Annotated in this window: 23 protein-coding genes; 9 read left to right on the forward strand and 14 right to left on the reverse strand. The window is 57.2% G+C overall.

Features of this window, described 5'->3' with window-relative positions; translation table 11 throughout:
- Nucleotides 1–148: 148 nt before the first annotated feature.
- Nucleotides 149–955, reverse strand: a complete 807-nt coding sequence (locus tag E1180_RS07570) for a cell envelope integrity EipB family protein (RefSeq protein WP_155190562.1) — start codon at nt 953–955, stop codon at nt 149–151.
- 342 nt (nt 956–1,297) lie between these two features.
- On the opposite strand from E1180_RS07570, the gene E1180_RS07575 reads away from it, so the two are divergent.
- The 3 genes from E1180_RS07575 to E1180_RS07585 all read left to right on the forward strand — a co-directional run bounded on the left by E1180_RS07575 (nt 1,298) and on the right by E1180_RS07585 (nt 3,741).
- On the forward strand, nt 1,298–1,765 hold the full coding sequence (locus E1180_RS07575) for a RidA family protein (protein WP_155190563.1): 468 nt from the start codon (nt 1,298–1,300) through the stop codon (nt 1,763–1,765).
- 64 nt (nt 1,766–1,829) lie between these two features.
- On the forward strand, nt 1,830–2,591 hold the full coding sequence (locus tag E1180_RS07580; RefSeq protein WP_155190564.1) for a glycerophosphodiester phosphodiesterase family protein: 762 nt from the start codon (nt 1,830–1,832) through the stop codon (nt 2,589–2,591).
- A 259-nt stretch (nt 2,592–2,850) separates the two neighbouring features.
- Nucleotides 2,851–3,741: a hypothetical protein gene (locus E1180_RS07585; RefSeq protein ID WP_155190565.1), complete on the forward strand. Its 891-nt coding sequence runs from the start codon at nt 2,851–2,853 to the stop codon at nt 3,739–3,741.
- Between the two features lie 9 nt (nt 3,742–3,750).
- Here E1180_RS07585 and E1180_RS07590 read toward each other — a convergent pair whose 3' ends face one another.
- Nucleotides 3,751–4,182 (reverse strand): YqaA family protein, encoded by a 432-nt coding sequence (locus tag E1180_RS07590; RefSeq protein ID WP_155190566.1) that lies wholly within the window; start codon nt 4,180–4,182, stop codon nt 3,751–3,753.
- A gap of 129 nt (nt 4,183–4,311) precedes the next feature.
- Between E1180_RS07590 and E1180_RS07595 the strand changes: the two genes are divergently transcribed.
- Entirely contained in the window at nt 4,312–5,619 is a 1,308-nt protein-coding gene (locus E1180_RS07595; protein WP_196220558.1) for a GNAT family N-acetyltransferase, read from the forward strand.
- A gap of 185 nt (nt 5,620–5,804) precedes the next feature.
- Complete coding sequence (locus E1180_RS07600; RefSeq protein ID WP_155190567.1) at nt 5,805–6,233, forward strand: HIT family protein; 429 nt, start codon at nt 5,805–5,807, stop codon at nt 6,231–6,233.
- 40 nt (nt 6,234–6,273) lie between these two features.
- Here the strand turns inward: E1180_RS07600 and E1180_RS07605 are convergent, their stop codons facing one another.
- Nucleotides 6,274–6,921, reverse strand: coding sequence for a glutathione S-transferase family protein (locus tag E1180_RS07605; RefSeq protein ID WP_155190568.1), 648 nt, complete (start codon nt 6,919–6,921; stop codon nt 6,274–6,276).
- Between the two features lie 166 nt (nt 6,922–7,087).
- Here E1180_RS07605 and E1180_RS07610 point away from each other — a divergent pair, with 166 nt between their 5' ends.
- The gene (locus E1180_RS07610; RefSeq protein ID WP_155190569.1) at nt 7,088–7,897 is read left to right on the forward strand and encodes a hypothetical protein; all 810 of its coding nucleotides are present in this window, start codon (nt 7,088–7,090) and stop codon (nt 7,895–7,897) included.
- Complete coding sequence (locus tag E1180_RS07615; RefSeq protein WP_155190570.1) at nt 7,887–8,828, forward strand: lysylphosphatidylglycerol synthase domain-containing protein; 942 nt, start codon at nt 7,887–7,889, stop codon at nt 8,826–8,828. Before E1180_RS07610 ends, E1180_RS07615 begins: the two co-directional genes overlap by 11 nt.
- Here E1180_RS07615 and E1180_RS07620 read toward each other — a convergent pair.
- From E1180_RS07620 to ndk, 11 genes are all read right to left on the reverse strand, one after another.
- The gene (locus E1180_RS07620) at nt 8,788–9,456 is read right to left on the reverse strand and encodes a methyltransferase domain-containing protein (RefSeq protein ID WP_155190571.1); all 669 of its coding nucleotides are present in this window, start codon (nt 9,454–9,456) and stop codon (nt 8,788–8,790) included. The two genes, E1180_RS07615 and E1180_RS07620, sit on opposite strands and share 41 nt — an antisense overlap.
- Complete coding sequence (locus E1180_RS07625) at nt 9,440–10,477, reverse strand: glycosyltransferase family 2 protein (RefSeq protein WP_155190572.1); 1,038 nt, start codon at nt 10,475–10,477, stop codon at nt 9,440–9,442. The genes E1180_RS07620 and E1180_RS07625 overlap by 17 nt, the downstream gene beginning before the upstream one ends.
- On the reverse strand, nt 10,478–12,010 hold the full coding sequence (locus E1180_RS07630) for a hypothetical protein (protein ID WP_155190573.1): 1,533 nt from the start codon (nt 12,008–12,010) through the stop codon (nt 10,478–10,480).
- Nucleotides 12,011–12,198: 188 nt separating this feature from the next.
- Nucleotides 12,199–12,558 (reverse strand): AzlD domain-containing protein, encoded by a 360-nt coding sequence (locus E1180_RS07635; protein ID WP_155190574.1) that lies wholly within the window; start codon nt 12,556–12,558, stop codon nt 12,199–12,201.
- Nucleotides 12,555–13,316, reverse strand: coding sequence for an AzlC family ABC transporter permease (locus tag E1180_RS07640; protein WP_155190575.1), 762 nt, complete (start codon nt 13,314–13,316; stop codon nt 12,555–12,557). The genes E1180_RS07635 and E1180_RS07640 overlap by 4 nt, the downstream gene beginning before the upstream one ends.
- A gap of 70 nt (nt 13,317–13,386) precedes the next feature.
- The gene (locus E1180_RS07645) at nt 13,387–14,091 is read right to left on the reverse strand and encodes an SDR family oxidoreductase (protein ID WP_155190576.1); all 705 of its coding nucleotides are present in this window, start codon (nt 14,089–14,091) and stop codon (nt 13,387–13,389) included.
- 109 nt (nt 14,092–14,200) lie between these two features.
- Entirely contained in the window at nt 14,201–16,300 is a 2,100-nt protein-coding gene (locus tag E1180_RS07650) for a molybdopterin-containing oxidoreductase family protein (RefSeq protein ID WP_155190577.1), read from the reverse strand.
- Between the two features lie 93 nt (nt 16,301–16,393).
- Entirely contained in the window at nt 16,394–17,545 is a 1,152-nt protein-coding gene (locus E1180_RS07655; protein WP_155190578.1) for a YHYH protein, read from the reverse strand.
- A gap of 259 nt (nt 17,546–17,804) precedes the next feature.
- Nucleotides 17,805–17,969 (reverse strand): hypothetical protein, encoded by a 165-nt coding sequence (locus E1180_RS07660; protein ID WP_155190579.1) that lies wholly within the window; start codon nt 17,967–17,969, stop codon nt 17,805–17,807.
- Between the two features lie 107 nt (nt 17,970–18,076).
- The gene (locus tag E1180_RS07665) at nt 18,077–19,312 is read right to left on the reverse strand and encodes a hypothetical protein (RefSeq protein WP_155190580.1); all 1,236 of its coding nucleotides are present in this window, start codon (nt 19,310–19,312) and stop codon (nt 18,077–18,079) included.
- 417 nt (nt 19,313–19,729) lie between these two features.
- Complete coding sequence (gene ndk, locus E1180_RS07670) at nt 19,730–20,152, reverse strand: nucleoside-diphosphate kinase (protein ID WP_155190581.1); 423 nt, start codon at nt 20,150–20,152, stop codon at nt 19,730–19,732.
- Between the two features lie 198 nt (nt 20,153–20,350).
- Here ndk and E1180_RS07675 point away from each other — a divergent pair, with 198 nt between their 5' ends.
- Together E1180_RS07675 and E1180_RS07680 are read left to right on the forward strand one after the other, a co-directional pair.
- Nucleotides 20,351–21,304 carry a DUF4344 domain-containing metallopeptidase gene (locus E1180_RS07675; RefSeq protein WP_208996998.1) on the forward strand — a complete coding sequence of 318 codons (954 nt, stop codon included), beginning with the start codon at nt 20,351–20,353 and terminating at the stop codon, nt 21,302–21,304.
- 135 nt (nt 21,305–21,439) lie between these two features.
- The gene (locus E1180_RS07680) at nt 21,440–23,323 is read left to right on the forward strand and encodes an ABC-F family ATP-binding cassette domain-containing protein (RefSeq protein WP_155190582.1); all 1,884 of its coding nucleotides are present in this window, start codon (nt 21,440–21,442) and stop codon (nt 23,321–23,323) included.
- Nucleotides 23,324–23,334 lie beyond the last annotated feature (11 nt).

Here is a 23,334-nt window from a genome sequence, read left to right on the forward strand (position 1 = left end):
GCGGGACGGCGCAAGAACGTGGAACTGGCTGTCGATCAACTCCGCGACAAGTTCGGGAAAACCGCTGTGGAACTCGGACTGACCCACTCGGCCAAGCCCGGACGGAAGCCCTGATCAGCCCGCCAAGACACGTCTCCGCGTTGCCAGGTTACGGACAGTCCGCCGCTTCAAACATCTCAAGATCGGTCATTTTGCCCTTGAGCGTGAAGTCACCGTAATCAAGGGTCAAATGGCTGCTGATCCCGTTCTCATAGAGGCGGAAGGACAACTGGTAGATCGGCGTCAGCTCACCTGCCGCTGCTCCTTGCGGATCGAAATAGGCAATGGTCATGGGCCAATAGCCGACCCCGGCAAGCATGCTGTCCGGACCGTCCGCGGGCTTTGGTTCGTCCCCGGCAAACGCGCGCGCGCCGATAACGGTCGTTGTGGCATAGCTCTTCTCGCCCGTTTCCGAGCCGTCATAAATGTCAGCCGCCAGGAAGCTCTTGTCTTCTTTCGCAGCTGTCAGCACGGTGAGAAGATGCTCGGTCGGAAAAAGGACCTCCTTGCCGAACTCCACCGTTTTCTCAGCCGGAATTTGAAGCTCTACCTGCTTGCTGTTGTCCTGTGACCGGGCAATCCCCTTGGTCTCTTCCAGAAGTTTCTGGTCCACGTAGGTCTTTGAGAGAAACTGAAAACTGGCAGACCCCGGCTCTTCAAATGTGCTCGACTGGAGATCCCTGACTTGAGCGCCGCCATCCATGTCCTGGTACTCGGTCACAAACCGGAAATTCACACTGTAGCCATCGCAGGCACTACCGGAAAAGTCATAGACCATGCGCCCTTTGACGCCTGCAACACCGCTTTGTTCGGCGCTTTCCCCAAGCCGTAGGTCATAGACTGCCCGGTGCGGTGCAAGGGAAATGGACGACGTGCTTCCTGGGGCTGCGAGACCCGGAGATGCGAAGAAGACCATGCTTGCGCTCCCCGCTAGAACGGCCAAAGCTCCTAATAAACCAAAGGACTTGTGAGCAGGTTGCATGATCTTCACCTCTTACCACCAAGCTGAAGCGGGATGTCCGCATCCCCCCTGTTTAAGCCTGAAAGAGGGTCTCCGCCAGCTGAAAGGCGCGGCCTTGCCGGGCGATTGTCCGTTTGCCGCACGAAGTTCACAAGTAAAATCGAACCGCCAGCGGCACATCTGCAGAGAAGATCTCAGAACATGTTTTTCTTTTCGCAAGGGCGGTGCTTCGCCCTTGTCAGGTCCTACGAATTGCGCCAAGACACCGGAAAAGCATCATTTTCCAGGAGTGACCTTATGACCGGAACCATCGAAGCCCGCCTGAAAGACCTTGACGTTGATTTGCCTGAGGCCGCCGCACCGGCCGCGAATTATGTGCCCTTCGTCCAAACCGGCAACCAACTCTTCATTTCGGGCCAGCTTCCAATGGCAGACGGCAAGCTTCAATTTACCGGTAAGCTGGGTGCCGATGTTTCCCTGGAAGATGGCAAGGCTGCCGCAAAGCTTTGCGCGATCAACCTTCTGGCTCAAGCCAAAGCCGCAACCGGCGACCTGGAAAAAGTTCTCCGGCTCGTGAAGATCGTTGGCTTTGTCAATTCGACCGGTGACTTTACCGATCAGCCGCAAGTGATCAATGGCGCATCCGATTTTCTGGTGGAAGCCATGGGCGACAAGGGCCGTCATGCCCGTTCTGCCGTGAGCGCCGGGTCCCTGCCCTTTGGTGCCGCCGTTGAAATCGAAGCCATCTTCGAGATTGCCGGGTAATCCATGAAGAAGCGCGGGCGGACACCTAGCCGCCCGTTGCATTCCAAAACACTCCTGGACTGACATGACACCGGATTTGCAGACCATCTTTGTCCACCCGATCGCACACCGTGGTTATCACAATGCGGACGATGGGATCATCGAAAACACCCCAACGGCGATCCAAGATGCCACTGCCAAAGGCTTCGGGATCGAGGTCGATGTTCAGGAAACAGCCGATGGGGAGGCGCTGGTCTTTCACGACTACACGCTCGACCGCCTCGCGGATGGGACCGGCAAGGTTATAGACCGCACCAGTGGCGAACTTGTGAAAATCGACATGCGCACCGGCACGGACAAGCTCTGGATGCTTCAAGATCTGTTCGACCTGGTGGATGGCAAAGTCCCTCTGGTCATTGAAATCAAGTCGTTGCTCAGGCGTGATGCACAGCAGGATTTTGTCCGCCGCGTCGTTGATCAGGTTGCCGCCTACCGGGGGCCCGCCTGCATCAAAACATTCGACGCTGACATGCTGTCCATCGCACGGGGCCATAATCCGCGTGTTCTGCGCGGCATTGTTGCCGATGTCGCCGAACCTGGGCCAACCTATGTCCGCTTCAGCAGGATCGACCGTTTCATCACGCGGCATATTCTGCATGCCCCGCGGACCAACCCGCATTTCGTATCCTACGCAATCAATGATCTACCCAAGATCGGCCCGACCGTTTTACGGTCGATTTTCAAAAAGCCGCTGATGTGCTGGACTGTTCGGACACGCGAACAACGGGAAAAGGCGGCCCGGTACGCCGATCAGATCGTCTTTGAAGGTTTCGATCCCGGCAAATGACAACCGGGATTCTACTTAAACGTTTAATGATGATTTACACAATAATTGATTGCCGTCCCGATCTGTGATAACGTTACGTCAGTTCGGATAGGTGTTCTGTTATGGAAAAGATTTTATCGTCTTTTGTCTTATTGCTTGTTTTATTTTCCGCCAGCGTTCCGGCCAATGCATGCCCGAACGGATTCAAGAACGTTAATGGATATTGCGTGCCACAATAGAACTTCTGAACGCTCTTTGCAGTTAAGAATGGAGCGGACACGTGTTTTTAAATTGGAAAACCTTTGCTGTCATTGCCGGTTGCCTTGCTGTGCTTTCGGTGCTCGGGCCTTTTCTTGCCTCCCATCTGACGAGGTCGAATTACGCCGCCATCATCGAAGACGAGTATGATCTGACACCCATGGTCCCCCCCAACAACCATTTCGGACCTGGCTTCTTCTATGTCGTGGGGTGGGATGGCAATATTGACCGGGTGGTCTGCGATGCCAGCGGGTATGCGGACCGGGTGACCTACAGCCAGACGAAAACCGTTTCGGTAAGCTCAAAATTCACGGCGGACTCCGACATTCTTGGGCAATTGTCTGCAAGTGAAGAGGCCAGCGCTGCGGCCAACTCCATCCGGTCGATCAAGGTGATCATCCGTGATGCGGAAGTCGGTCATCTTGATGATGCGGCGCGGCTGGAAGTGCTTGGCGAGCTGACGCAGGACCGGTTTTGCCGGCTTGCCTTGGACAAGGCGATTGCTGATGGCTATTGCGTGGCGCAGGGCACCCACGTTCTGCGGGCGACCGCGGACGTTAAAGTGATCACGACCTCCGGCGCGGAAAGCGATCTCAGCGCCGAAGGCAGCATGCCATCAATGGTCGAAGCCGCCGTCATGCAGTCCTTGAGAGCCAATCTGGGCACATCCATCAATACGGACTTTCAGGGCGAAAAACTCTATTTCGGGTTCCGCCTGGAGGATCGCTGTATTCAAGACCCGGACGATGCCTACAACCGATCAACCCCGGTGTCGAAATGGTGGCATGTGATCGCGGTTCAAAATGTTTATTCCAAAACCTATCAGAGTTTTGCGAATCTTCTGGGCAACGGCTTATCAAACAATGCTCTGGCGGGCGGAAATGCACCGAACGCAACCGCGACCATGAACTGATCTAGCGGATCAAAAAATTCCGAGCGCAATCATGGCAACCACTACGTAGCGGCCGGTCTTGGTGATCGCCACGACCACCAGGAACCGCCAGAAAGGCTCCCGCATCACACCGGCAGCCAGGGTCAACGGGTCGCCGATAAACGGCGCCCAGCTCAACAAAAGGCTCCAGCGCCCGTACCGCCGGTACCACTCACTCGCGCGATCCAGTTTTTCCGGGCTTACCGGAAACCAGGACTTCCCGCGCCCTTGCGCGACCGCCCGGCCGATTGCCCAGTTCACCGCAGAACCAAGCGTGTTGCCAAGGCTTGCGGCAAACACGAGCAGGCCCAGCGGTGCGGTTTCCGCGTAAATCAACCCCACCAAAGCGAATTCCGACTGGGCAGGCAACAAGGTTGCAGCAAGAAAGGAGATGCCGAATAGGCTGAGCAGGCTTAAGATCATACGCTTCCATGCCCGATACTCCGGGAAAGCTCAAGACCGGGTGGCTCGGCCGCCTCCCATCCCTCTTGCGCTGCAAAACATCAGCGCTACATCCTGTGTTAGGCATTCAAAGCAAATGGTTTCTGATACATGACATCTTCCGCGCCGTCCGGATCGGAAATCGGCTGTAACGCCAGTAAAACCGCCTCCTTGCGCATTCTTTCTTCCCTCTCCGATATAGATTCGGAAAAATGGGACCGGGTGGCCAATCCGGGCTGGGCGCTCGGCGCAGGCGGCGCGCTCACCCGAGTGGATGGACATCCACCTGAAGATATCTCAGCAGCGCTTGATTTGCCGCCGCCAGCGGACGCGCACGCGCCGGACTTCAACCCGTTTTTGGCGCACGCCTTTCTTGAAGCTTTGGAGGCGTCCGGATGCGCAACCGGGGGGACCGGCTGGCTGCCCCGTCATATGGTTCTGGAGGATCAGGACGGATTTGTGCTCGGCGCGGTTCCGGCTTACCTCAAGAGCCATTCCCAAGGCGAATATGTGTTCGATCACGGATGGGCTGACGCGTTTTACCGGGCGGGCGGTGAGTATTATCCGAAACTGCAAATCTCCGTGCCCTTCACACCGGCGACAGGCCGCCGCTTCCTGACCGGGCCGGACATTGACCGGGCGGCCGGGATCCAGGCTCTGGCTGCGGGCCTGGTCCAGGTCTGCCAGAAGACTGGCGCCTCTTCGGTCCACTCAACATTTCTGACAAAAGCGGAATCGGACACACTTGGGAACCTTGGATATCTGCGCCGGACGGATCAGCAGTTTCATTGGGAAAACAATGACTACAGCGATTTTGACGGGTTTCTTGCAGATCTCGCCTCCCGCAAGCGCAAGGCAATCAAGAAAGAACGCCGGGAGGCGGTGTGTGCCGAAGGTCTCGAGGTCGAGTGGATAACCGGCAAGGACCTCACGGAAGCCCATTGGGATGCCTTCTATTCCTTTTACATGGATACCGGCGCGCGAAAATGGGGCCGCCCCTATCTCAACCGCAAGTTTTTCTCCCTGATCAATGAGCGGCTCGCGGACCGGATCCTGCTGATTTTGGCAAAACGGCATGGCCGCTATGTTGCCGGGGCCCTCAACTTCATCGGCTCGAAAACCCTTTTCGGCCGCCATTGGGGATGTACCGAACATCATCCCTTCCTGCATTTTGAACTTTGCTATTACCAGGCAATCGACTTTGCGATTGCCCATGGGCTTGAGCGCGTGGAAGCTGGAGCACAGGGTGCGCATAAATTGGCACGCGGCTACCTGCCAACGACGACCTATTCGGCACACTGGATCGCCCATGAGGGGTTGCACGATGCGGTCGCGGACTTCCTCGAGCAGGAACGCCGGGCGGTGGAAAGAGAAAACGCGGCACTGAGCGAGCATGCCCCTTTCCGAAAGACCCCGTAGCGGCCCTTGCCTTGCCGGCTTGTTTGGGCCTAGATCAGCAGGCGATAATTCGCTAACGACTTTCTGCCCGAAGCTGATCGGCCATTGACTGGCCGGACATCCTTGGGCGTCTTCAACAAACCGCCGGATGCTTTCGTCTCCGGGTCAATTGATACCCTCTCCCCGTTTCAACGGAGCCTGCAAACATGCCCGCACCCGCTTATGATGATCAAAATGTCTTTGCCAAGATCATGCGCGGCGAACTGCCCAGCCACAAGGTTTACGAAGACGATAAGACACTTGCGATCATGGATATCATGCCCCGGGGCGATGGCCATCTGCTGGTAATCCCCAAGGCCCCTTCGCGCAATATCTTCGACATCTCCGCCGAAGACCTGAATGCCGTCATGGCAACCGTGCAGAAAATGGCGCATGCCGTCGTTCAGGCTTTCGGCGCCGACGGGACCACCATTCAGCAGTTTTCAGAACCGGCGGGCGGCCAGGTCGTCTTTCACACGCATGTTCATGTCATTCCGCGGTTCGAAGGTGTCCCGCTGCGCCCTCATACCGGCGATATGGCGGACAATGACAGCCTTGCCAGACACGCAGAAAAAATCAGGGCTGTTCTGGGTTAAAACGTCAGGCGTTTTGGCAGAAACGCCAGAAGACACTCGATCATTCCACCGCCCGTTTCACGGCATCGTCCTGTTCGCTGGCAAGACGCTGGTCGTCATGAAGAACATTCTGCACGGCCGGCCGCGCGAAGAAGCGGTCGGTATAGGCCTTGAATTCCTCAAACTCCGGGACGAGACCGAACATCATGCCCCAGCGCAGGCCCATCCCCCAGAGAACATCCACCGCCGTCATCGTGTTTCCGAGAACATAGTCCTGACCGGACAGCTGGTTGCGCATGGCCTCCATCACGGTATCGAACGAGCCATAGGGCGAGACCGACTGCGGTGCCTCCTCCCGTTTCATCGCCCGGTCGACCAACGCGGGCTCAAAACAAGAGGCCATATGCACGAACCAGCGCAAATACGGGCCGCGCAGCGGATCATCCAGCGGTGGCGCGAGGCCCTTTTCGGGAAAAAGATCGGCCAGATAGATATAGATCGCGACCTGTTCCGTGATCACTGACTCTCCACAAACAAGGGTCGGAACCTTACCGGCCGGGTTGATGCGCAAGAAATCCGGCCGCCGGTTTTCACCAAGTTTGACGTTGAGAACATTCAGCTTGTAAGGGGCATCCAGCTCTTCCAGCAGAACCCGGACCCCGGACGCTCTGCTCTGCGGTGCATAGAAAAGCTCAACTTGCGCGGTCATCTCTCATCTCCAAATCACCAAGGGCGCACCTGCCCTTACAACCTACCGCATCGACCCATACCCAACCACAGCCATGTCCGGAGGCAAAGCGGTTAACCCCACCTCAAAAGATCTTCCGTAGATTTGCCAAAAATGAACAGACACAGGGATTTGAGAGGAAAGATTTGTGCAATCGTGCAGCACTACAGCTCAAGATACGACAAATGCGGCCTCTTCACTTTGTGCGGATGAGCGTCCCTTCCGCTATGTGCTATCCGCTGGCCGAACTGGAACCGTTTTCCTCGAAGGATTTTTAAATCGACAGATCAGCAAAGTGACCGCGGTCCATGAGCCGCCAGAAACCCGCTGGCAGATGATGCTGGCAAACCTACGAAATGATTGGGGAGTTGGCGATGGATTGCTCCGCGCTATCTTCCAGCGCCTTCGCCAAAAGCGCGAATCCGCAGTCGGCGGCGACTATGTCGAGCTGAATCCATTCCTGTGTGCAATGACCGATCTGTTACCGCTCCCAGGACGCGACCTGAGAGTGGTTCATATGGTGAGAGATCCCGCTACCTGGGCTCATTCGATATCCAGTTTCAAGGCCTCTTCCACATTTCGGCCGATCATTGACCTCGTTCCTTTCGCGAAACCCTACCCTACGCCGCGCCCTAGAAACTGGTCCAAGCTCAGCGATTATGAACGCGCTCTGTGGCGATGGAACTGGTGCAATAATCGCATTCTAGAGCTTCGTGACCAATGCACTGCATTTACGATTGTGCGGTACGAAGACTTATTCAATGCCGACGCCAATAAAACAGTTTCAGCACTCAACGGAATCTGCAACACGCTAGCCTTGTCACCTCCGGACCAGTTCGACCTTGACAGCCTAGCGAAAAGACTAAATCCGAAACCAGATAAAGGACTGGTTGCAGATCCTCTGGCAGCCTCAAGAATATGTGGCGAACTTGCGAGAGAATTTGGGTATGCGTATTGACCTAAAACGCTGCCTGGTTGCGGCCGGCGTCAGTGGTTGCTTTTTCGCCGGGGTTCTTTGGGTCGCCCAGTTCCAAGGTTTCGATTTCTCTCATCTTGACCCGCTACTGATTACCGCGTTGTTCACCATTTATGTTGTGTTGACAGTTTGCCGTGGCTTATTGCTACGCGCCCTTGCCCCTATCGAAAAGCACTTGAGTGTAGGTACGTGGTTCAAACTGGCGGCCCGTCATCAAATCCTGTTCACGCTGGTGCCGAGCGGCGCCGGAGATATCGGATTTCCCCATCTTCTCAAAAAAATGGCTGGACTGCCGATCGCCACGGGCGTGCGGATCATTGCTCAAGTCCGTATGCGTGATGCAGCGGTACTTGGAAGTCTTGGCCTGCTTGGGCTTATTTCCCAAGGTTTTAACCCCTTTTTGGGCTCTTTAGGTCTTGCCATCACAGCAGTGGCCCTGTGGTTTATTGATGATATTGCCGCCTTTGGACTGAAAACGGCTGCGTCCCTTTCCCCGAATGGCAAAGTTGCCGCATTTCTTCAAACTGCGCTCTCACAAAAGGCTCCACACCGGGCACATAGACTGCTTTGTACCCTCCTTTCGATAGTAATCTGGACAGTGGCCGCATCCGGCGTAGGGCTGGCATTTTACAGTGCCGGGCACCCGCTTTCGGTGAGCGAATGCATGCTTGTATTGGCTCTGTTGAATGTTATCGGTGCAGTAGCGGTCTCCATAGGCGGTTTGGGCGTGGCAGAGGCAGGCGTCGCCGGGGCTTTGATCGCCATGGGCACACAGCCCCAGGAGGCCGCTGCCGTGGCGATAGTTGTTCGTCCGCTAATGCTGTTCACTTTGTTGTGCGCCAGCGCAGTGCTTGATTCTGCTGCTGGACTTTTCATCCGGCAGAACTTGAAGAGCGATGTTTCCAGGCCGTGATTCTAAACAGCGGAACCCCAAGCGGAACCCTGCGTAATTTCGTGCGTTGCAGATGTTTATCGGCTGCTGCTTCGATCTCGTAAATTGTCGTGACGTGGTAATCACCTTCAAAGCCCGCCAGTTTGCGCCCAAACCGATACAACTCATTTTCAGTTGGCCCGGATAGCACCAGCACTCCGTTGGGTGCTAGAAGCTTGGATAACGCTTTCAAAAGCTCTTCGAAGTTCGTGTTGTGTTCAAGACTATCAATAGCAAACACAGCATCATACCCGCCCGGAGCTGCATCTTCTAAAGTCCGGCGGACCGCATCTGGTTTGTTGCGGGTAAGCATCGAAGCTGCCAGTTCGTCCTGCTCGATGAAATCATACTGAACATCGGCACCAATAATATGGCTGAGTTCGCCCACAGACGCTCCAAAGTCGACGATACGCTTAAGGTCGGGAACACAAGCGCGCGCGACCTCAACTGCGGTAAACAATCGGATCCAGCTCACATACGCCGCTGCCAGGTTGTTATGACAATAGGAAGGGACACAGGTTTCTTCCCATTGCTTGAAAGACTTGACGACATCAATCTGATCACGAAGAACCTTTCGGCGCGTGCTTATGTGCTTAATTTTTGACAGCATTAGTAGCCTCCGCTGGGGTCAAATCCTCGCTCACGAGGACCCGCCGCCGCATAATTTTCGGGTGAATAGCAATTCTTGGTGTCCTCGCGACATCATGCTGCAAAAACGACAGCAGAAGCTGAATGCCTATGAGAAGCGGCGTAGCGCTTAACATGACAGTACCCGCCGTAGCCGGAACATCTGTGGCATGACTTTGCATCCATGCCGAAGCGCCGAAGGTTACACCAAAAGCCGCTAGCGCAAGGCCGATCAGAAGACTGAGAGAGGCAGCGTCAAAGTCCCTGACAAAGTAATTGTAAACCACCCGCTTGAAAAAATTCCTTGCATGCAAGAGCGGGAATGTCAGGAGAGCATTCGTGACGCTCAGGTGGCTCACCTCATTGCCATAACGCGTTTCCATTGGCTGCTCGACAACAACTGCGCCAAGGCAATTCAACCTAAACAGCATATCGCTCTCGAAGAAGTATCTCTTATGCAGTTTATTTGCTGGCAGGAGATCTGCGACTTCGGCCGCAATTGCCGTATATCCGTTGGTAGGGTCGGAAACACCCCAGTATCCGCTTGAAAGCTTGGTTAAAAAGGAAAGCCCAGCGTTTCCAATCAGTCTGATCGCAGGCATTTTCAACACACGGTCAATGTCGAAGAAGCGGTTTCCTTTCACGTAGTCTGCCTCACCGGAAAGGATTGGCGCCACAAGTGCCGGAATAAAGGCCGGGTTCATTTGACCGTCGCTGTCGATTTTTATGATGACCCTGGCGCCCAGTTCAATCGCACTCCGATACCCTGTCACAGTTGCAGCGCCGACGCCCTGATTCCTTTCGTGGGTCAACACCCTAATTCGTGGATCGGTCTGTGCCAGCTGATCAAGCACGCGCCCAGTCTCATCATCGCTGGCATCATTCACACAGATGATCGAACCGACACTGGCGGGCACACCTCTTACAACGTCTCCGACAAACACGGCACACCGGTAACAGGGTATGACGACAGCCACTTCCGCCAACTGGTCCAGATCCGTCATCTAACCGTCCTTAATCCTGTACGCCCGGAAACCGGAGGGAGCTCCGCCGATTTCCTCATAATTCGACCAAAGCTGCCGGAACCCTGCGTCCCGAGTATAAAAATCAAGGAAATCGAATGTTATGTCGTTGATGGCATGCCGATGTGGGCGAACATCAACTAGAATGATGTCTGGTTTCCGAGCAAGATCTCGCTTTGCTGCGGTAAGAGCCTTCTCTTGTGCATGTGCAAGCGAAGCCTCATGTTGACTTTCAGGCGCAAGCATCAAACGAACCACTGACGGCAAAAATACAGCGCTGTTGCTTGCCGAGACCCAAGTCCTGTGCGCGTATAGCGCGCTTGGAAATCCTGGAAAAGGATGGGTGGAAAGGGCAAAGAAACCGCCATCTTCCGGAACATTGGTTTCTATGAACTCTGACATCTGCCGAATGTGTTTGCCGACCGGGCCTGCATCCGTTCGCTTATAAATTCCAACAAGCGACACCCCGATGAGGGTGGCAAGAACACAGGTGCGCAACAGCTCCGCAATACGGTTTGTCGCGGGATCGCTCGTAACTGCTATCACTATTGAGAGGGTTCCAAGAGCTAAGGCGGGGTAACCATGATAGGAATACCCCTTGGCTTGCCAGATCGCACTCACCAGAAAACCTGCTGCGGCAAGCAGGTAGATTGCCGTTTCATTCGGCCTATCCGGCCGGAGTGAAAGACCAGCGGCCACTAAAATGAGAATCATAATCGGAAAGTACTCGATCAGAACATCAAGCATATCATTACTGAAACCCCAATAAGTTTTGGCGATTTCCGGCAGGACGACCGTCAGCCATGGAGAGGCAAAGATATAGAGTGACACTCCACACAGACTGACAGCTAAAATGGCTCCGATTGCTTCGGGTCGGACGATCATCGCAAAGGCTCGACGTTTCCAGAGCAAATAGAGTTCGACTGGAATTACGGCCATGAGAAAATAAGGTTTAAAAACCACCCCAAATCCGGCAAAGGCTCCGATTAAAAAACCAATTATCCATGGGAGATCCTTCTTTCTGGAACGAACCCCTATGGCAGTAAGGTAAGGGAGCAGAAGAATAACGGTGAGCTGTTCCCGTTGTCCAAAGTCGCGCCCAGCTCCTATCGTTAAAACGAATGCGGCTACGGCCAGCAGCCAGGCTCTGGTATTAGCAGGCTCCCCGGCAGCCCGAAGCAAGATGTTCACGGATATCAAGCTGCACAGAATCATGAAGCCGATAACAAGCCTCAAACTGGTTTGCGGGCTGATCCCGATCCATTGAGACAGTGCCATAGGCCCTGCAGAAAACCACCAGATGAAAGGCGGGTTTGCGGCTACAATATCGGTACCAAACTGCTTCCCGGAAAGAAGCCAACCGGAAGACACAAGCACCCAGGCAACATCATGGTTTAGATAGGTGAGTGCTTGGAGGAACAGACCTGCACCACCGATCGCCAATGGCAGGGCCGCTTGGCGCGCCGACAGACTGTCAGGGTCCCCGCCTAGGTGCGAATGTGTGGCTATGCTCATCGGTTTGTGCATAAAACGCGTGTATTGATCTGGAGCCTTAGGCAAGCCGGTTGGAAGAGCGTTTCTTCACCCGATAAGAATCAGGTTTGTGGTTGACCGTGACATGCTTGACCAATTTGCTTAGGGAACAGTTAGCAAAAACTACAGGGAGCTTGCCGACTGATCAGTACGGACCGCATGGTCCTTATTTAGCGTAATACATCCAGCGATAGCCAACCGATGACCAGGAAGGCCTCGGCGGCCAGAACTCCGACAATGACCCGCTGGCGGGACACTTGAAAGGCGAGAAATCCAAAGGCAGCGGCTGCGAGGCGCAGGGCGAGCGGTGTGTCTGCCAGAACACCTTGCGGGAACAAAATCAGTTTCGAGATCACGCCTGCGACCAAGGCCGTGGCAACACACCGGACCCAGATCAGCAGCTCACCGTCTTCCCGCAAATGGCCGCCTGCGAAGACGCCCAGCCAGCGCCAGACATCGGTTGCCAACCAGCCCGCCACCAAGATGACGACGAAAGGCCCCCACCACGTTTCCATCAGGGCTTCGGTCATGAGAGCCCCCGCCGCCAATATCGCGTGATGCCATAGGCAAGCGTACCGCCCAGAAGCCCTGTCCACAGCAGATCAAGACCCGGCAGAAAAAGGAAAAACACAGGTCCAAGCGCGAGACCGGCGACCATTGCCGCCTTGTCCGCCAAGAGGCGCGCCGCCCCCCAGAGCGAACACAGGAAATAGACCGGTGTCAGCAAAACCAAGGCACCGGCGACCATATCCGGCAGCCGCTCAACCAGGAGATAGGCAAGTCCAGTCATGCAGAACACGAAACCCGTCACCGCGGATCCGAACCCAATGAAGAAGGGCAACCGCCCTTCACGCGGCAGGTCGGGCAGGTTCTTCATGGCGTAGACCCACGCCGTGACCGCCACAAAGTGTGATGCGATCAACAACTGCCAAGTCTTTGTTTTGCCAGGCACCTTCACAAGGGGCATCAAGGCCATCGTCATCGGCATGAGGCGGACGGAAGCCAGTGCGACCGCAACCGCGGCCGGTATCAGCCCCATTCCCGAGGAAAATGCCCCGGTCAAAACCACAATGGATGGCAGGGCCCAGATGAAACCGGTCATCGCAAGCGTTTCTGCAAGCGTCAGGCCGGTCTCACGGGCAAGGCCCGCATAGCCAACGAAAGCAGCGGTCAGGATAAGGGCTGGAATGGAAATGGCGGCACGTGCACCGCGCGCCATCCAGCGCCGGGTGGAGACAACAGCATCGCCCGGCACCATTTCGGAGGAAGGTCCATCAGGGGCAGACATTTGAAAAGACTCAGATTGGAATTAGTAAGGGAGCCTTACATTTTTCCATCAATACGTCCAGAACCCGACCTTAAACGGAGCGCGTCAGGCCACCATCAATCCGGATGTTCTGGCCGGTGATATAGGCTGCCTCATCGCTTGCCAGATAGGAAACCAGACCGGCGACTTCATCCGAGCGCCCATACCGGCCCATGGGAATCCGGCCGCGCCGGTCGTCCTTTTCCGGCAGGCTGTCAATGAAACCGGGAAGGATGTTGTTCATCCTCACATTCCGGTCCGCGAATTTGTCGGAAAACAGCTTTGTGAAACTGGCAAGACCCGCCCTGAAGACACCGGATGTCGGGAACATCGGATCGGGTTCGAAGGTGGCAAACGTGGAAATGTTGAGGATCGTACCCCCGCCTTGGTCCGCCATGACCGGGGCTACAAGACGGCTCGGGCGGATGACATTCATCAAGTAGTAGTCCAGTCCCCTGTGCCAATCCTCATCACTGATCTGGAGGATATCGCCCTTCGGTCCGTGACCGGCGGAATTCACCAGAACATCGATGCGTCCATAGGCTTTGATGGCCGCATCAACGAACGCCTGCACGTCAGCAGTTTCCAGATTGGAACCGGTAAAGCCAAATCCATCCAGTTCTTTTGCCAGTGCCTCGCCCTTGCCGGACGAGGACAAAATCCCGACCGTGAAGCCGTCAGCTGCGAGACGCCGCGCGGCTTCCGCGCCCATCCCGGACCCGCCGGCGGTAATCAATGCGATTTTGGATGTAGGCATAGCTTTCTCTCCAGTTTCTGTCTGGTGGAAAGCTAGGCAGCCGGAGAGATCCTCACAAACGAATTTGTGAGATCTGTTCCATTCGATTTATCGATGGATCGCCTCCGGCCTAACTTGCCGTGCGTATCCAGACTGCGGTGTCGTGAAAGGCAGCGCCCCCATAAGGGGCGACAGGTTCAGCGCCGGTCAGGGTATTGATGCCCTTCCCGTCCCTGAACGCCTCGTTCGGCCAGAGCCCTTCGGAGATGACCGTCCCCGGCGCAACCGTATCCACCAGCCTTGCATGCAGGGTCACAACACCCCGGCGATTGCCCATCTTGACCAGCGCGCCGTCTGCAATCCCGGCCTTTTCTGCCTCGTCCGGCCGTATCCACACTTCCGGGCGCCCCTCCTTTTTGCGTGAGGCTTCAGTCTCATTGAAACTGGAGTTGAGGAAAGACCGGGCGGGTGCGGTCACGAGACGGAACGGATGCTCCACATCGGCGGCTTCAACCACATCCCACTGATCTGGCAGGTCGGGCATCGCCTGCCATGGGCCCATCGGGTCCCCTTCCGGTTTGTTCGGGGCACTTGAGCGGCCCCAGTCCGGGCGGAAGTGGAACTTCCCGTCCGCATGACCAAAACCGTTCACATAGTGGGCCGTCTGAAAGTCCGGCTGAAGATCAATCCACTTTTGGGCTTCAAGGTCCTCAAGCGTCCCGTAGCCGGAATGGCGCAGCATCCAGTCGATATGGTCGCGCGCGCTCATGTCGGAGCCGGGGTGAGGTTTTGAATCAAGGCGCTTCGCCAGCTCATTGATTACAAATATGTTTTCCTTCGGCCCATCCGGCGCCTCGACCACCTTCGGACCGAGCATAAGATATTGGTGGCCGCCGCCCTTATAAATATCGTCATGCTCCAGAAACTGGGTTGCAGGCAGGACGATATCGGCCATCTGCGCCGTCTCGGTCATGAACTGCTCATGGACCACCGTGAAGAGGTCTTCGCGCGCAAACCCTGCCCGCACAAGCTCTTGTTCAGGTGCCACCGACATCGGGTTGGTGTTCTGGATGAGCATTGCCTTGACGGGCGGACCGTCCAGCAGAGCCGCCTCATCGCCGGTCAGGATGCGGCCGATGAGGCTCTGGTCCAGCGCCCGGGTTTGCGGGTCCTTGAGGTCCGGCGCCTCGATCATCGATTTGTTGAGCTCGTAGATCGCGCCGTTGTTGTGAAAGGCACCGCCGCCCTCGTATTGCCAGCTTCCGGTCACCGCGGCAATCGAGCAGGCTGCATGCATGCCAACCGCACCATTGCGCGAACGGGTAAAGCCGTACCCCAGGCGGAAATAGGTCTTTTTCTCGGATCCGATCAGGCGGGCCACCTCCTCAATCTCCGCCGCCGGCAAGCCTGTGATCGCCGCGGCCCAGTCTGGTGTTCTCTGCTGAAGATGGGATTCAAGCTCGTTCGGGAAGTCCGTGTATTTGTTGAGATAGTCCCAATCGGCAAATCCATCGCGGAACAGGACATGCATGATGGCGCAGGCAAGAGCCGCATCCGTTCCGGGCTTGAGGACCAGCCCGATATCCGCCTGCTTCATGGTCTCGGTGCGGTAGACGTCGACCACAATAATCCTGGCCCCGCGCTTCTTTCGCGCGGCAATCGCATGGGTCATGACATTGACCTGCGTCGCAACAGGATTGGTGCCCCAGATCACGATCTGATCTGACACCGCCATTTCGCGTGGATCGGGACCTGCAAGCTTGCCCGTTCCGGCCACATAACCGGTCCAGGCCATATTGGTGCAAAAGCTGTCGAATTGCCTTGAGTAGCCCTTGGCGTGGCGGAACCGGTGGATGCTGTCGCGCTGGACCAGGCCCATGGTTCCGGCATAGTGATACGGCCAGACACTCTGCGCGCCAAACGTCCGTTCCGCTTCCAGGAACTTGTCGGCGATCAGGTCGAGCGCGGCGTCCCAGGAGAGTTCCTCGAACCGCCCGTCTCCCTTCTTGCCAACGCGGCGCAACGGTTTCATGAGCCGGTCGGGGTGATACAAGCGCTCCGCGTACCGGGCGACCTTGGCGCAGACGACACCGGCCGTGTAGGCGTTATCCTTTGCGCCGTTCACGCGCTTCACGCGGCCCGCATCGTCGAAATTGATGTCGAGCGCGCAGGTCGAAGGGCAGTCGTGCGGACAGGCTGAAAATGCGGACTTGGGCGGCTGCTGGGTCATCTTCGTCCAGATGGCTGTGAAAGGTCAGACGACTTATCCGCAACAACCGGCGGCGCCGTCAAGCGCCGCATTGTTATCCAGAACAATTGCGGGTCAGCTGCCGCTGCAAGGCCCGCGTCCGCCCGGCCGGTTCCCGCCCTGCGGTCCAAGACCGTTTCTCGGCCCCTGCCCAGGCCCGCGGCCAGCGCCCGGTGGCGGCGGACGGCCTCCCGGCAAAAACCGCGGCGGGCGTCCCCCATGGTGCTGAACGAGGGTAATCGTTGCAGCGCTGTTATCGGAAAAGGCCGCAAAATCGATTGCCGGCGCTTGATCTGGGGTCTCAGGTCCGTTTTTGAGATCACCCCGCCTTTGCCCGCCACCGCCTCGTTTCAGGCGGGAGAAACTGCTGTCCGGCGTTCCCATCCAGCAGCGCGGAATGAACGGAAAGCTCTCCGTGAGCACATAATGGTAGGTGCCTTGCGGATATTCCGGCGTGACCGCAAAGCGCCCGTTGCACGCATCCAGATCGCCCGCGCCTGCCACATAGGCCCAGTCCTGGGTGAACTTGCCGTCATAGCGCCCGCCCGGACCGTCCGGGCGTGTCCCGCTCTTGACCCGGTAACTGCTGCTCAGTTTGGCAACGCGCGATGGCGCTTGCGGATTGGAGTACCCGTAGGGGCCGTAAATTGGAAAGCCATCGGCGGCGAACCCCAAAAGCGCCGGTGCGGACGACCCGCCCTGGGCCGCCAGAACACCGGTCGGTATACCGTGATAATGGTATGTCCCGTCCGGTTGGACATGGGCGTTGTATTTGTCGAGCCCGAGCTGGCATGCGCCGCCCAGCGCCTCATAGTTCCACCCCGATCTGCGGTCATTGTTCCAGTATTCTGCCGTGCCCGGATCCATGACCACGCCATTGATGGCAATCCCGAAGACGGCGCCTTGCGCGTTTGTCGCGCGGCCGTTGTTTTTCGGGTTCAGCGGCACTTTCAAATTATAGTTCTTCTTGGAAATGCTGTGCGGATTGTTCCGGTTGGGGAATGTTCCAGGCGCCTTGTCCGGATAACCGTTCGCGCGGATGCGGCGGGAGTTTCCGTCCACCGTGATATCGGCATAGGCCTCGGCGTCCGGCAGCAACAGGTCCCAGATCCCATCGGAAGCGTGCGCATGGTCATGCGGCTCTTCCCCGTTCAAGGGCACCACGCTGTCATGTGCGCCCGCCGGGCTCGCGGCAATCAGGCAAATCAGGGCAGCGGCTGTGCGCATGTCGAAGTCTCCCGTATCAAACACCCAAGACACACCCAGTATGGACGAACAATCAGGAACTTGCTGTCGCCAAGAAGTCTGGAAGTGTTTCTGCGTGTAACGGCGCGCTGTAGCATCCCCTGCAAGGCACAGCGGTTGACCCGGACCGGCGCGCTTCAATCCCTGCCAGGGCTGCGTTTCCCATCCACCCGCTCTGGGACAGAGTGGCCCCCGGATCTCCGCTCCGCTGCGTCCGGGGTGACATTCGGGGCAGACCCTCTTACCCCGCCAGACCAAAGTTCTTGGTCAAATCGTCCGGGCTGACACTGGGCTGGTCCTCATCCAGAAAATCATAGGATTGCATGGCAAGGACGGCAAAAACAGCTTGATCGGAAATCTGTGTGGTCATTCTTTGCGTGAGTGTTTTTTCGCGAGTGTACGCCATTTGCCCCCGCCGCCGTCCCGGCCCTGCGCCGGGACCTATTGCGGGCTCACAAGGCAGTGGCGGCGCGAAGCCAAAACAGGCCCCGGATCAGGTCCGGGGCGGCGAACTCATTCTTTCCACCCCTTCACAACAGGCTCATCGATGGACCCCGCCACCGAAAGGCTCATAAAAACAATGAATTCATCAAGTTCACGCACATAGACCGGCACAAGCGGCGAGAACGCCGCACGCAATAGGTTGCCCTCCCGAGCAACCGAAAAACTTGGACCAGCAGGGCTGTCGTCGGAATAGGTTTTGTTAGACCAGAAGCTTTGAGTGCGGTCGGGAAAAAGGACCTCGTAATCGCAGCCGAAAGACCCAGAGCGATCAAGGTCGACATAACGGCCATGATCCGTCGAAATCACCGGATGGATCGTTTCGTAAACCGCAAAGCGGCCAATCGGCTTCCGCTGGCTTTCGGGCACATATCCGACCGGCCCCAGTCTGGGCGTTCCATTCCCCCCTATGAATGGTATTGTTTTTCGGAAGACCCGCCCGAACCTTTCTGTGTCAATCAAGTAAGCACGGCCATCTTTAGGAAGATTGGCAACCCAGTCTACCAGTCCTTCCACTTCCGACCATTCCGCCCGCGTAATGCGCCACGCCGCGTGACAGACCGCGTGAACCCGATGACTGTGGTTGGCGTTGCCGAAGCGATCCTCATAAAGCTGAAGCCGTTGGGCAGCGTTTTGATCTCTGGGAAACGTGAACGGCGTCAGGTCCGGACTTTCGGTTGCGGCGCGTTTCTCCGATTCCCGGAACGCTCCTTTGTCCACCTTGACCGGCGGATGGGCTTTGACAAATTCCACATGACTGTCGACACCGGACAGCGCCCGCTCGCTGACATAGTATTCCATCTGATCAAGCGTTTGGTCGTCATTGACCCAGAGCACGGGCAGGATGGAGTTGGGCGGTAGAGAGTCGTGCTGCTCAGTAAATGGCCGGTCGAGAGACCGGATGTTTTTCTTGGCGTCTTCGGCGCGCTCTTCGGCCGTCGACGACGCCCACCGGCAGGCGTGCACCACCGGCGTATAGACCGCCTCGCGTGTGCCCCCGACATAAGCGCCCATGAGCGGAGGATTTCTATAAGTCCCGCCGGACGTGACACCTGGAGCCACGGTCGATCCTGTCACCAACGTTCCCGTGCACTTGATCACCCGCTCAATGGTGACCGGCGCGCCATCGACCTTCACGTCAACCCGGTAGCTGTAATAGACCGGATAGCGGGGATCGTCCTGAACGCAGGCGGCGAGCAGAAGCGCTGGCAGCAGCGTAACGGAGAAGGTTCTCAGAAAAGCGGTCACGGGGAAATCCTGCAAAAGAACGAGGTGCGCAAGACCTAGCGCACAACCCTTAAGGGTTGTTCAAGAGCGCCGTTCAAGCCGCAGGACGCATCCGCCATTTGCTGTCCCGGTCTTGTAGCGCCCGAGAAGGTACATGAACGGCAGACCAACTCACCCCGTGCCGTCATCCCATGGCCTGACCATGGGATCCATTCCGCCTCCCCGCCCCACGCAAAGCTGATCGCGTTGAACTCTCGCGGCATGGATCCCGCATCACGTGCGGGATGACGGCGGAGAGTGCAGCGGGCCTTGTTTGTCGCGTTGAGCGGCCGTCAAAACAATGAGTTGATGACCTTCCGAGGAAGGCATCTCAAGAAAACAAAAAGGGCCGGCAGCCTTTCGGATGCCAGCCCTTTCACAACACGTCAGCTTGAAAGCTTAGCCGACCAGCTCAACGCCGGAGAACCAGAAGGCGATCTCTTCGGCAGCTGTTTCAGGAGCGTCGGAGCCGTGAACGGAGTTTTCGCCGATGGACAGGGCGAATTCCTTGCGGATGGTGCCTTCGGCAGCGTCTGCCGGATTGGTGGCGCCCATGACTTCACGGTTTTTCGCAATCGCGTTTTCGCCTTCCAGAACCTGAACGATGGTCGGGCCGGAAGACATGAACTCTGTCAGTTCACCGAAGAACGGACGCTCTTTGTGGACGGCATAAAACGCTTCTGCTTCACGCAGGGACATCCATACGCGCTTGGAGGCGACAACGCGCAGACCAGCGTCTTCGAATTTCTTGGTGATGGCGCCGGTCAGGTTGCGCTTGGTGGCGTCCGGCTTGATCATGGAAAAGGTGCGTTCAATCGCCATGGGTGATCTTTCTCATACTGTTTCGCGGACCGGCGGAACTGCCGGGCCGACGGGAATTTCGCGGCTTTAATAACGGGGCCCTGTCCGGGCTGCAAGGGGCAGTTTGCATAACAATTTGATGTCAGTGCTTGCCGCATGACACGCAAAGCCTCTGGCAATGGCCGCTGAAACTCCGTAGTCTCAAGCATTTGAACATGGTTGGTCCGGACCCGCCGTAAGGCCCGGATCGGCGGACGCGCCATCGGAATCGATTTACCGCCCGATGCCCTGATGAAAGTGACCGGAATGCGCTTTTCCCTTGGCCACACTGCCTGCAGGCTGACTGCCCTCGCCGCAGTTGCGCTTCTGATTCTTGTTCAAGCCGCCTTCGCAAGCAATCAAGATGAGGCAACACCTTACCTCGATATTGATGCGGAACTGGAACAGCTCTCGTCCGAAGATCTGGAAGAACTGCTTGTCTTTGTTGCGGGCAATACCCTGTTCACGCTCTACCATGAAGCCGGTCACATGCTGGTCTCCGAACTCGCTTTGCCGGTCCTTGCCCAGGAAGAAGACGCCGTTGACAACCTTGCGACCGTTTCGATGCTGGAGACCGATACGGAGGACATGGACCTTCTCTTGACCAATGCCATGGTCGGCTGGTTCCTGATTGCCGAAGACACCTATGAAAACCTGATCTTTTACAACGAGCACGATCTTGATGAGCAGCGCGGCTACCGCATGCTCTGCTTGATGGTTGGCGCGGATGAAGAGGTGTTCTTGGAACTTGCGCAGGATCTGGGCCTCCCGGACGAACGCATCGAAACATGCGCTTTCGACTATGAGCAGGCGTCCGATTCCTGGGCTTATGCGACAGATCCGTATATCCGCGACAGCGACACCCCGGCCGGCAAGATTGAGGTCGTATACGACCCCGCGCCCCAGGGCTTGTCCCTACTTGAGATTTTCCTGAAGGAAAGCGAGCTGATGGAGCAAGTGGCCGAGGAGTTCGACACGTTTTATGATCTGCCGGAACAGGTCACATTCCGGGCAGCCGAATGCGGAATGGAAAACGCCTTCTGGGACCCGAACATCCGGGAAATGACCTTGTGTCACGAATTGATGGGCGGATTTGCCGCCATTTATCTGGACGTTCTGGCGTCGGACCAATGATCCGGCTGAGTTTAGCCCTGGTTTCACGCGGCCTAACCGCCAAATCGTGCAGCTTTGCAACATGTCCCGACTTGCCGCTGATGCCTGCAAGCTTTCCGCTTGCATCCCGCCTGCCTCTCCTTCATTGATCCGCCCATGTTGCAAGTATCGGATCTTACCTACCGGATCGGGGACCGCCTCCTGATCGACAAAGCCAACGTGACTCTTCCGGCCAAGGCGAAAACCGGCCTTGTCGGGCGGAACGGCGCGGGAAAATCGACGCTGTTCAAGCTGATTACGGGCGATCTTTCCTCCGAGACCGGATCGGTCACGATCCCCAAACGGGCCCGGATCGGCCAGGTGGCTCAAGAAGCCCCGGGCACCGAAGAAACCTTGATGGAAGTCGTTTTAAAGGCCGATACGGAGCGCTCGCGCTTGCTGGCGGCCGCCGACACGGAAACGGATCCGGCCGCAATTGCCGATATTCACACACGGCTTGCCGATATCGGGGCCCACACGGCAGAAGCGCGAGCCGGTGCAATCCTCTCCGGCCTCGGTTTTGATGCCGCCGCGCAGCAGCGCCCCTGCTCGTCGTTTTCCGGAGGCTGGCGCATGCGGGTGGCGCTCGCCGCCGTTCTGTTTTCCGAACCGGATCTGTTGCTGCTCGACGAGCCGACCAACTATCTCGACCTGGAGGGAACGCTCTGGCTGGAGAGTTATGTTGCCAGGTACCCGCATCAGGTTCTCTTGATTTCCCACGACCGGGATCTGCTCAACAAGGCGGTCGACAGCATCGTGCATCTGGATCGCGGCAAGCTGACCTATTATTCCGGCGGCTATGACAGCTTCGACCGGCAACGCCGCGAAGCCATGATCCTGGCCGAGAAGGCCAAAGTGAAACAGGACGCGCAACGCCAGCATATGCAGGCCTTTGTCGACCGCTTCCGCTACAAGGCCTCGAAAGCCCGTCAGGCCCAGGCCCGGCTGAAGATGCTGGAAAAGATGGAGCCGATCGCCGCCCTGACCGAGGAGAGCTCGAAGCCGATCCATTTCCCGGACCCCGAGGGGCGTCTTGCCCCGCCGATCATCAAGATCGAGGGGGTCTCGACAGGCTATGGGGAGACCAGGATCCTCTCGCGCCTGACGCTGAACATCGACACCGATGACCGGATTGCCCTGCTTGGCGCCAACGGCAACGGCAAATCGACCTTCGCGAAGCTGATTTCCGGGCGCCTTGCCGCCATGGATGGCGAGATCGCCAAGGCCTCGAAATTGAAGATCGCGTTCTTCGCACAGCACCAGCTGGATGAGTTGAAGCCGGCCGAGAGCGCCGTCCAGCATGTGCGCGCGCTGATGCCGGATGCCCCTGAGGCAAAGGTCCGTGCCCGGGTCGCCCGCTTCGGACTGCCGACCGACCGCCAGGAAACACCGGCAAAGGACCTGTCGGGCGGGGAAAAGGCGCGGCTGCTGTTGGGGCTTGCCACATTCGACGGCCCGCATCTTCTCATTCTCGACGAGCCGACCAACCACCTGGACATCGACAGCCGCGAAGCACTTGTCATGGCCCTGAACGAGTTTCAGGGCGCCGTGGTTCTGATCAGTCACGACCGGCATCTTGTGGAGGCCTGCGCCGACCGGCTCTGGCTCGTCGCCGGCGGAAAAGTCGAGCCCTATGACGGCGACATGGAGGATTACAAACGCCTGATCCTGCAAGGTCCGGAGGCGGTTCAAAAGGCACGGGACAAGGAAGCGGAAGACGCAGACAAGGCCTCGGCCCAGGAAAAACGCCGGGGCGCTGCGCAAAGGCGCGAACTCCTGAAGCCGCTCAAGCAGAAAATCGATTCAGCCGAAAAGGAAATGGCGCGTCTTCAGGACAAAATCGCCAAGCTGGATGAAAAGCTGTCAGATCCCTCGTTTTTCCAGGATGAGCCTGACCGCGCTGCCAAATTCGCCAAGGAACGCGCTTATTGCGAGAAGAAACTCGTCAAAACGGAAGAAGAGTGGCTCGAACTGTCCGCCGAGTTCGAAGAGACGGGGTGACCCGCCCTCTG

This window comes from Roseibium denhamense (assembly GCF_009711415.1).
Lineage (GTDB): Bacteria > Pseudomonadota > Alphaproteobacteria > Rhizobiales > Stappiaceae > Roseibium > Roseibium denhamense.

Coding starts and splice junctions, on each gene's coding strand:
- E1180_RS07570 (WP_155190562.1), bottom strand. CDS start 955: ATGGTCTTCTTCGCATCTCCGGGTCTCGCAGCCCCAGGAAGCACGTCG.
- E1180_RS07575 (WP_155190563.1), top strand. CDS start 1,298: ATGACCGGAACCATCGAAGCCCGCCTGAAAGACCTTGACGTTGATTTG.
- E1180_RS07580 (WP_155190564.1), top strand. CDS start 1,830: ATGACACCGGATTTGCAGACCATCTTTGTCCACCCGATCGCACACCGT.
- E1180_RS07590 (WP_155190566.1), bottom strand. CDS start 4,182: ATGATCTTAAGCCTGCTCAGCCTATTCGGCATCTCCTTTCTTGCTGCA.
- E1180_RS07595 (WP_196220558.1), top strand. CDS start 4,312: ATGACATCTTCCGCGCCGTCCGGATCGGAAATCGGCTGTAACGCCAGT.
- E1180_RS07600 (WP_155190567.1), top strand. CDS start 5,805: ATGCCCGCACCCGCTTATGATGATCAAAATGTCTTTGCCAAGATCATG.
- E1180_RS07605 (WP_155190568.1), bottom strand. CDS start 6,921: ATGACCGCGCAAGTTGAGCTTTTCTATGCACCGCAGAGCAGAGCGTCC.
- E1180_RS07615 (WP_155190570.1), top strand. CDS start 7,887: ATGCGTATTGACCTAAAACGCTGCCTGGTTGCGGCCGGCGTCAGTGGT.
- E1180_RS07620 (WP_155190571.1), bottom strand. CDS start 9,456: ATGCTGTCAAAAATTAAGCACATAAGCACGCGCCGAAAGGTTCTTCGT.
- E1180_RS07625 (WP_155190572.1), bottom strand. CDS start 10,477: ATGACGGATCTGGACCAGTTGGCGGAAGTGGCTGTCGTCATACCCTGT.
- E1180_RS07630 (WP_155190573.1), bottom strand. CDS start 12,010: ATGAGCATAGCCACACATTCGCACCTAGGCGGGGACCCTGACAGTCTG.
- E1180_RS07635 (WP_155190574.1), bottom strand. CDS start 12,558: ATGACCGAAGCCCTGATGGAAACGTGGTGGGGGCCTTTCGTCGTCATC.
- E1180_RS07640 (WP_155190575.1), bottom strand. CDS start 13,316: ATGTCTGCCCCTGATGGACCTTCCTCCGAAATGGTGCCGGGCGATGCT.
- E1180_RS07645 (WP_155190576.1), bottom strand. CDS start 14,091: ATGCCTACATCCAAAATCGCATTGATTACCGCCGGCGGGTCCGGGATG.
- E1180_RS07650 (WP_155190577.1), bottom strand. CDS start 16,300: ATGACCCAGCAGCCGCCCAAGTCCGCATTTTCAGCCTGTCCGCACGAC.
- E1180_RS07655 (WP_155190578.1), bottom strand. CDS start 17,545: ATGCGCACAGCCGCTGCCCTGATTTGCCTGATTGCCGCGAGCCCGGCG.
- E1180_RS07660 (WP_155190579.1), bottom strand. CDS start 17,969: ATGGCGTACACTCGCGAAAAAACACTCACGCAAAGAATGACCACACAG.
- ndk (WP_155190581.1), bottom strand. CDS start 20,152: ATGGCGATTGAACGCACCTTTTCCATGATCAAGCCGGACGCCACCAAG.
- E1180_RS07680 (WP_155190582.1), top strand. CDS start 21,440: ATGTTGCAAGTATCGGATCTTACCTACCGGATCGGGGACCGCCTCCTG.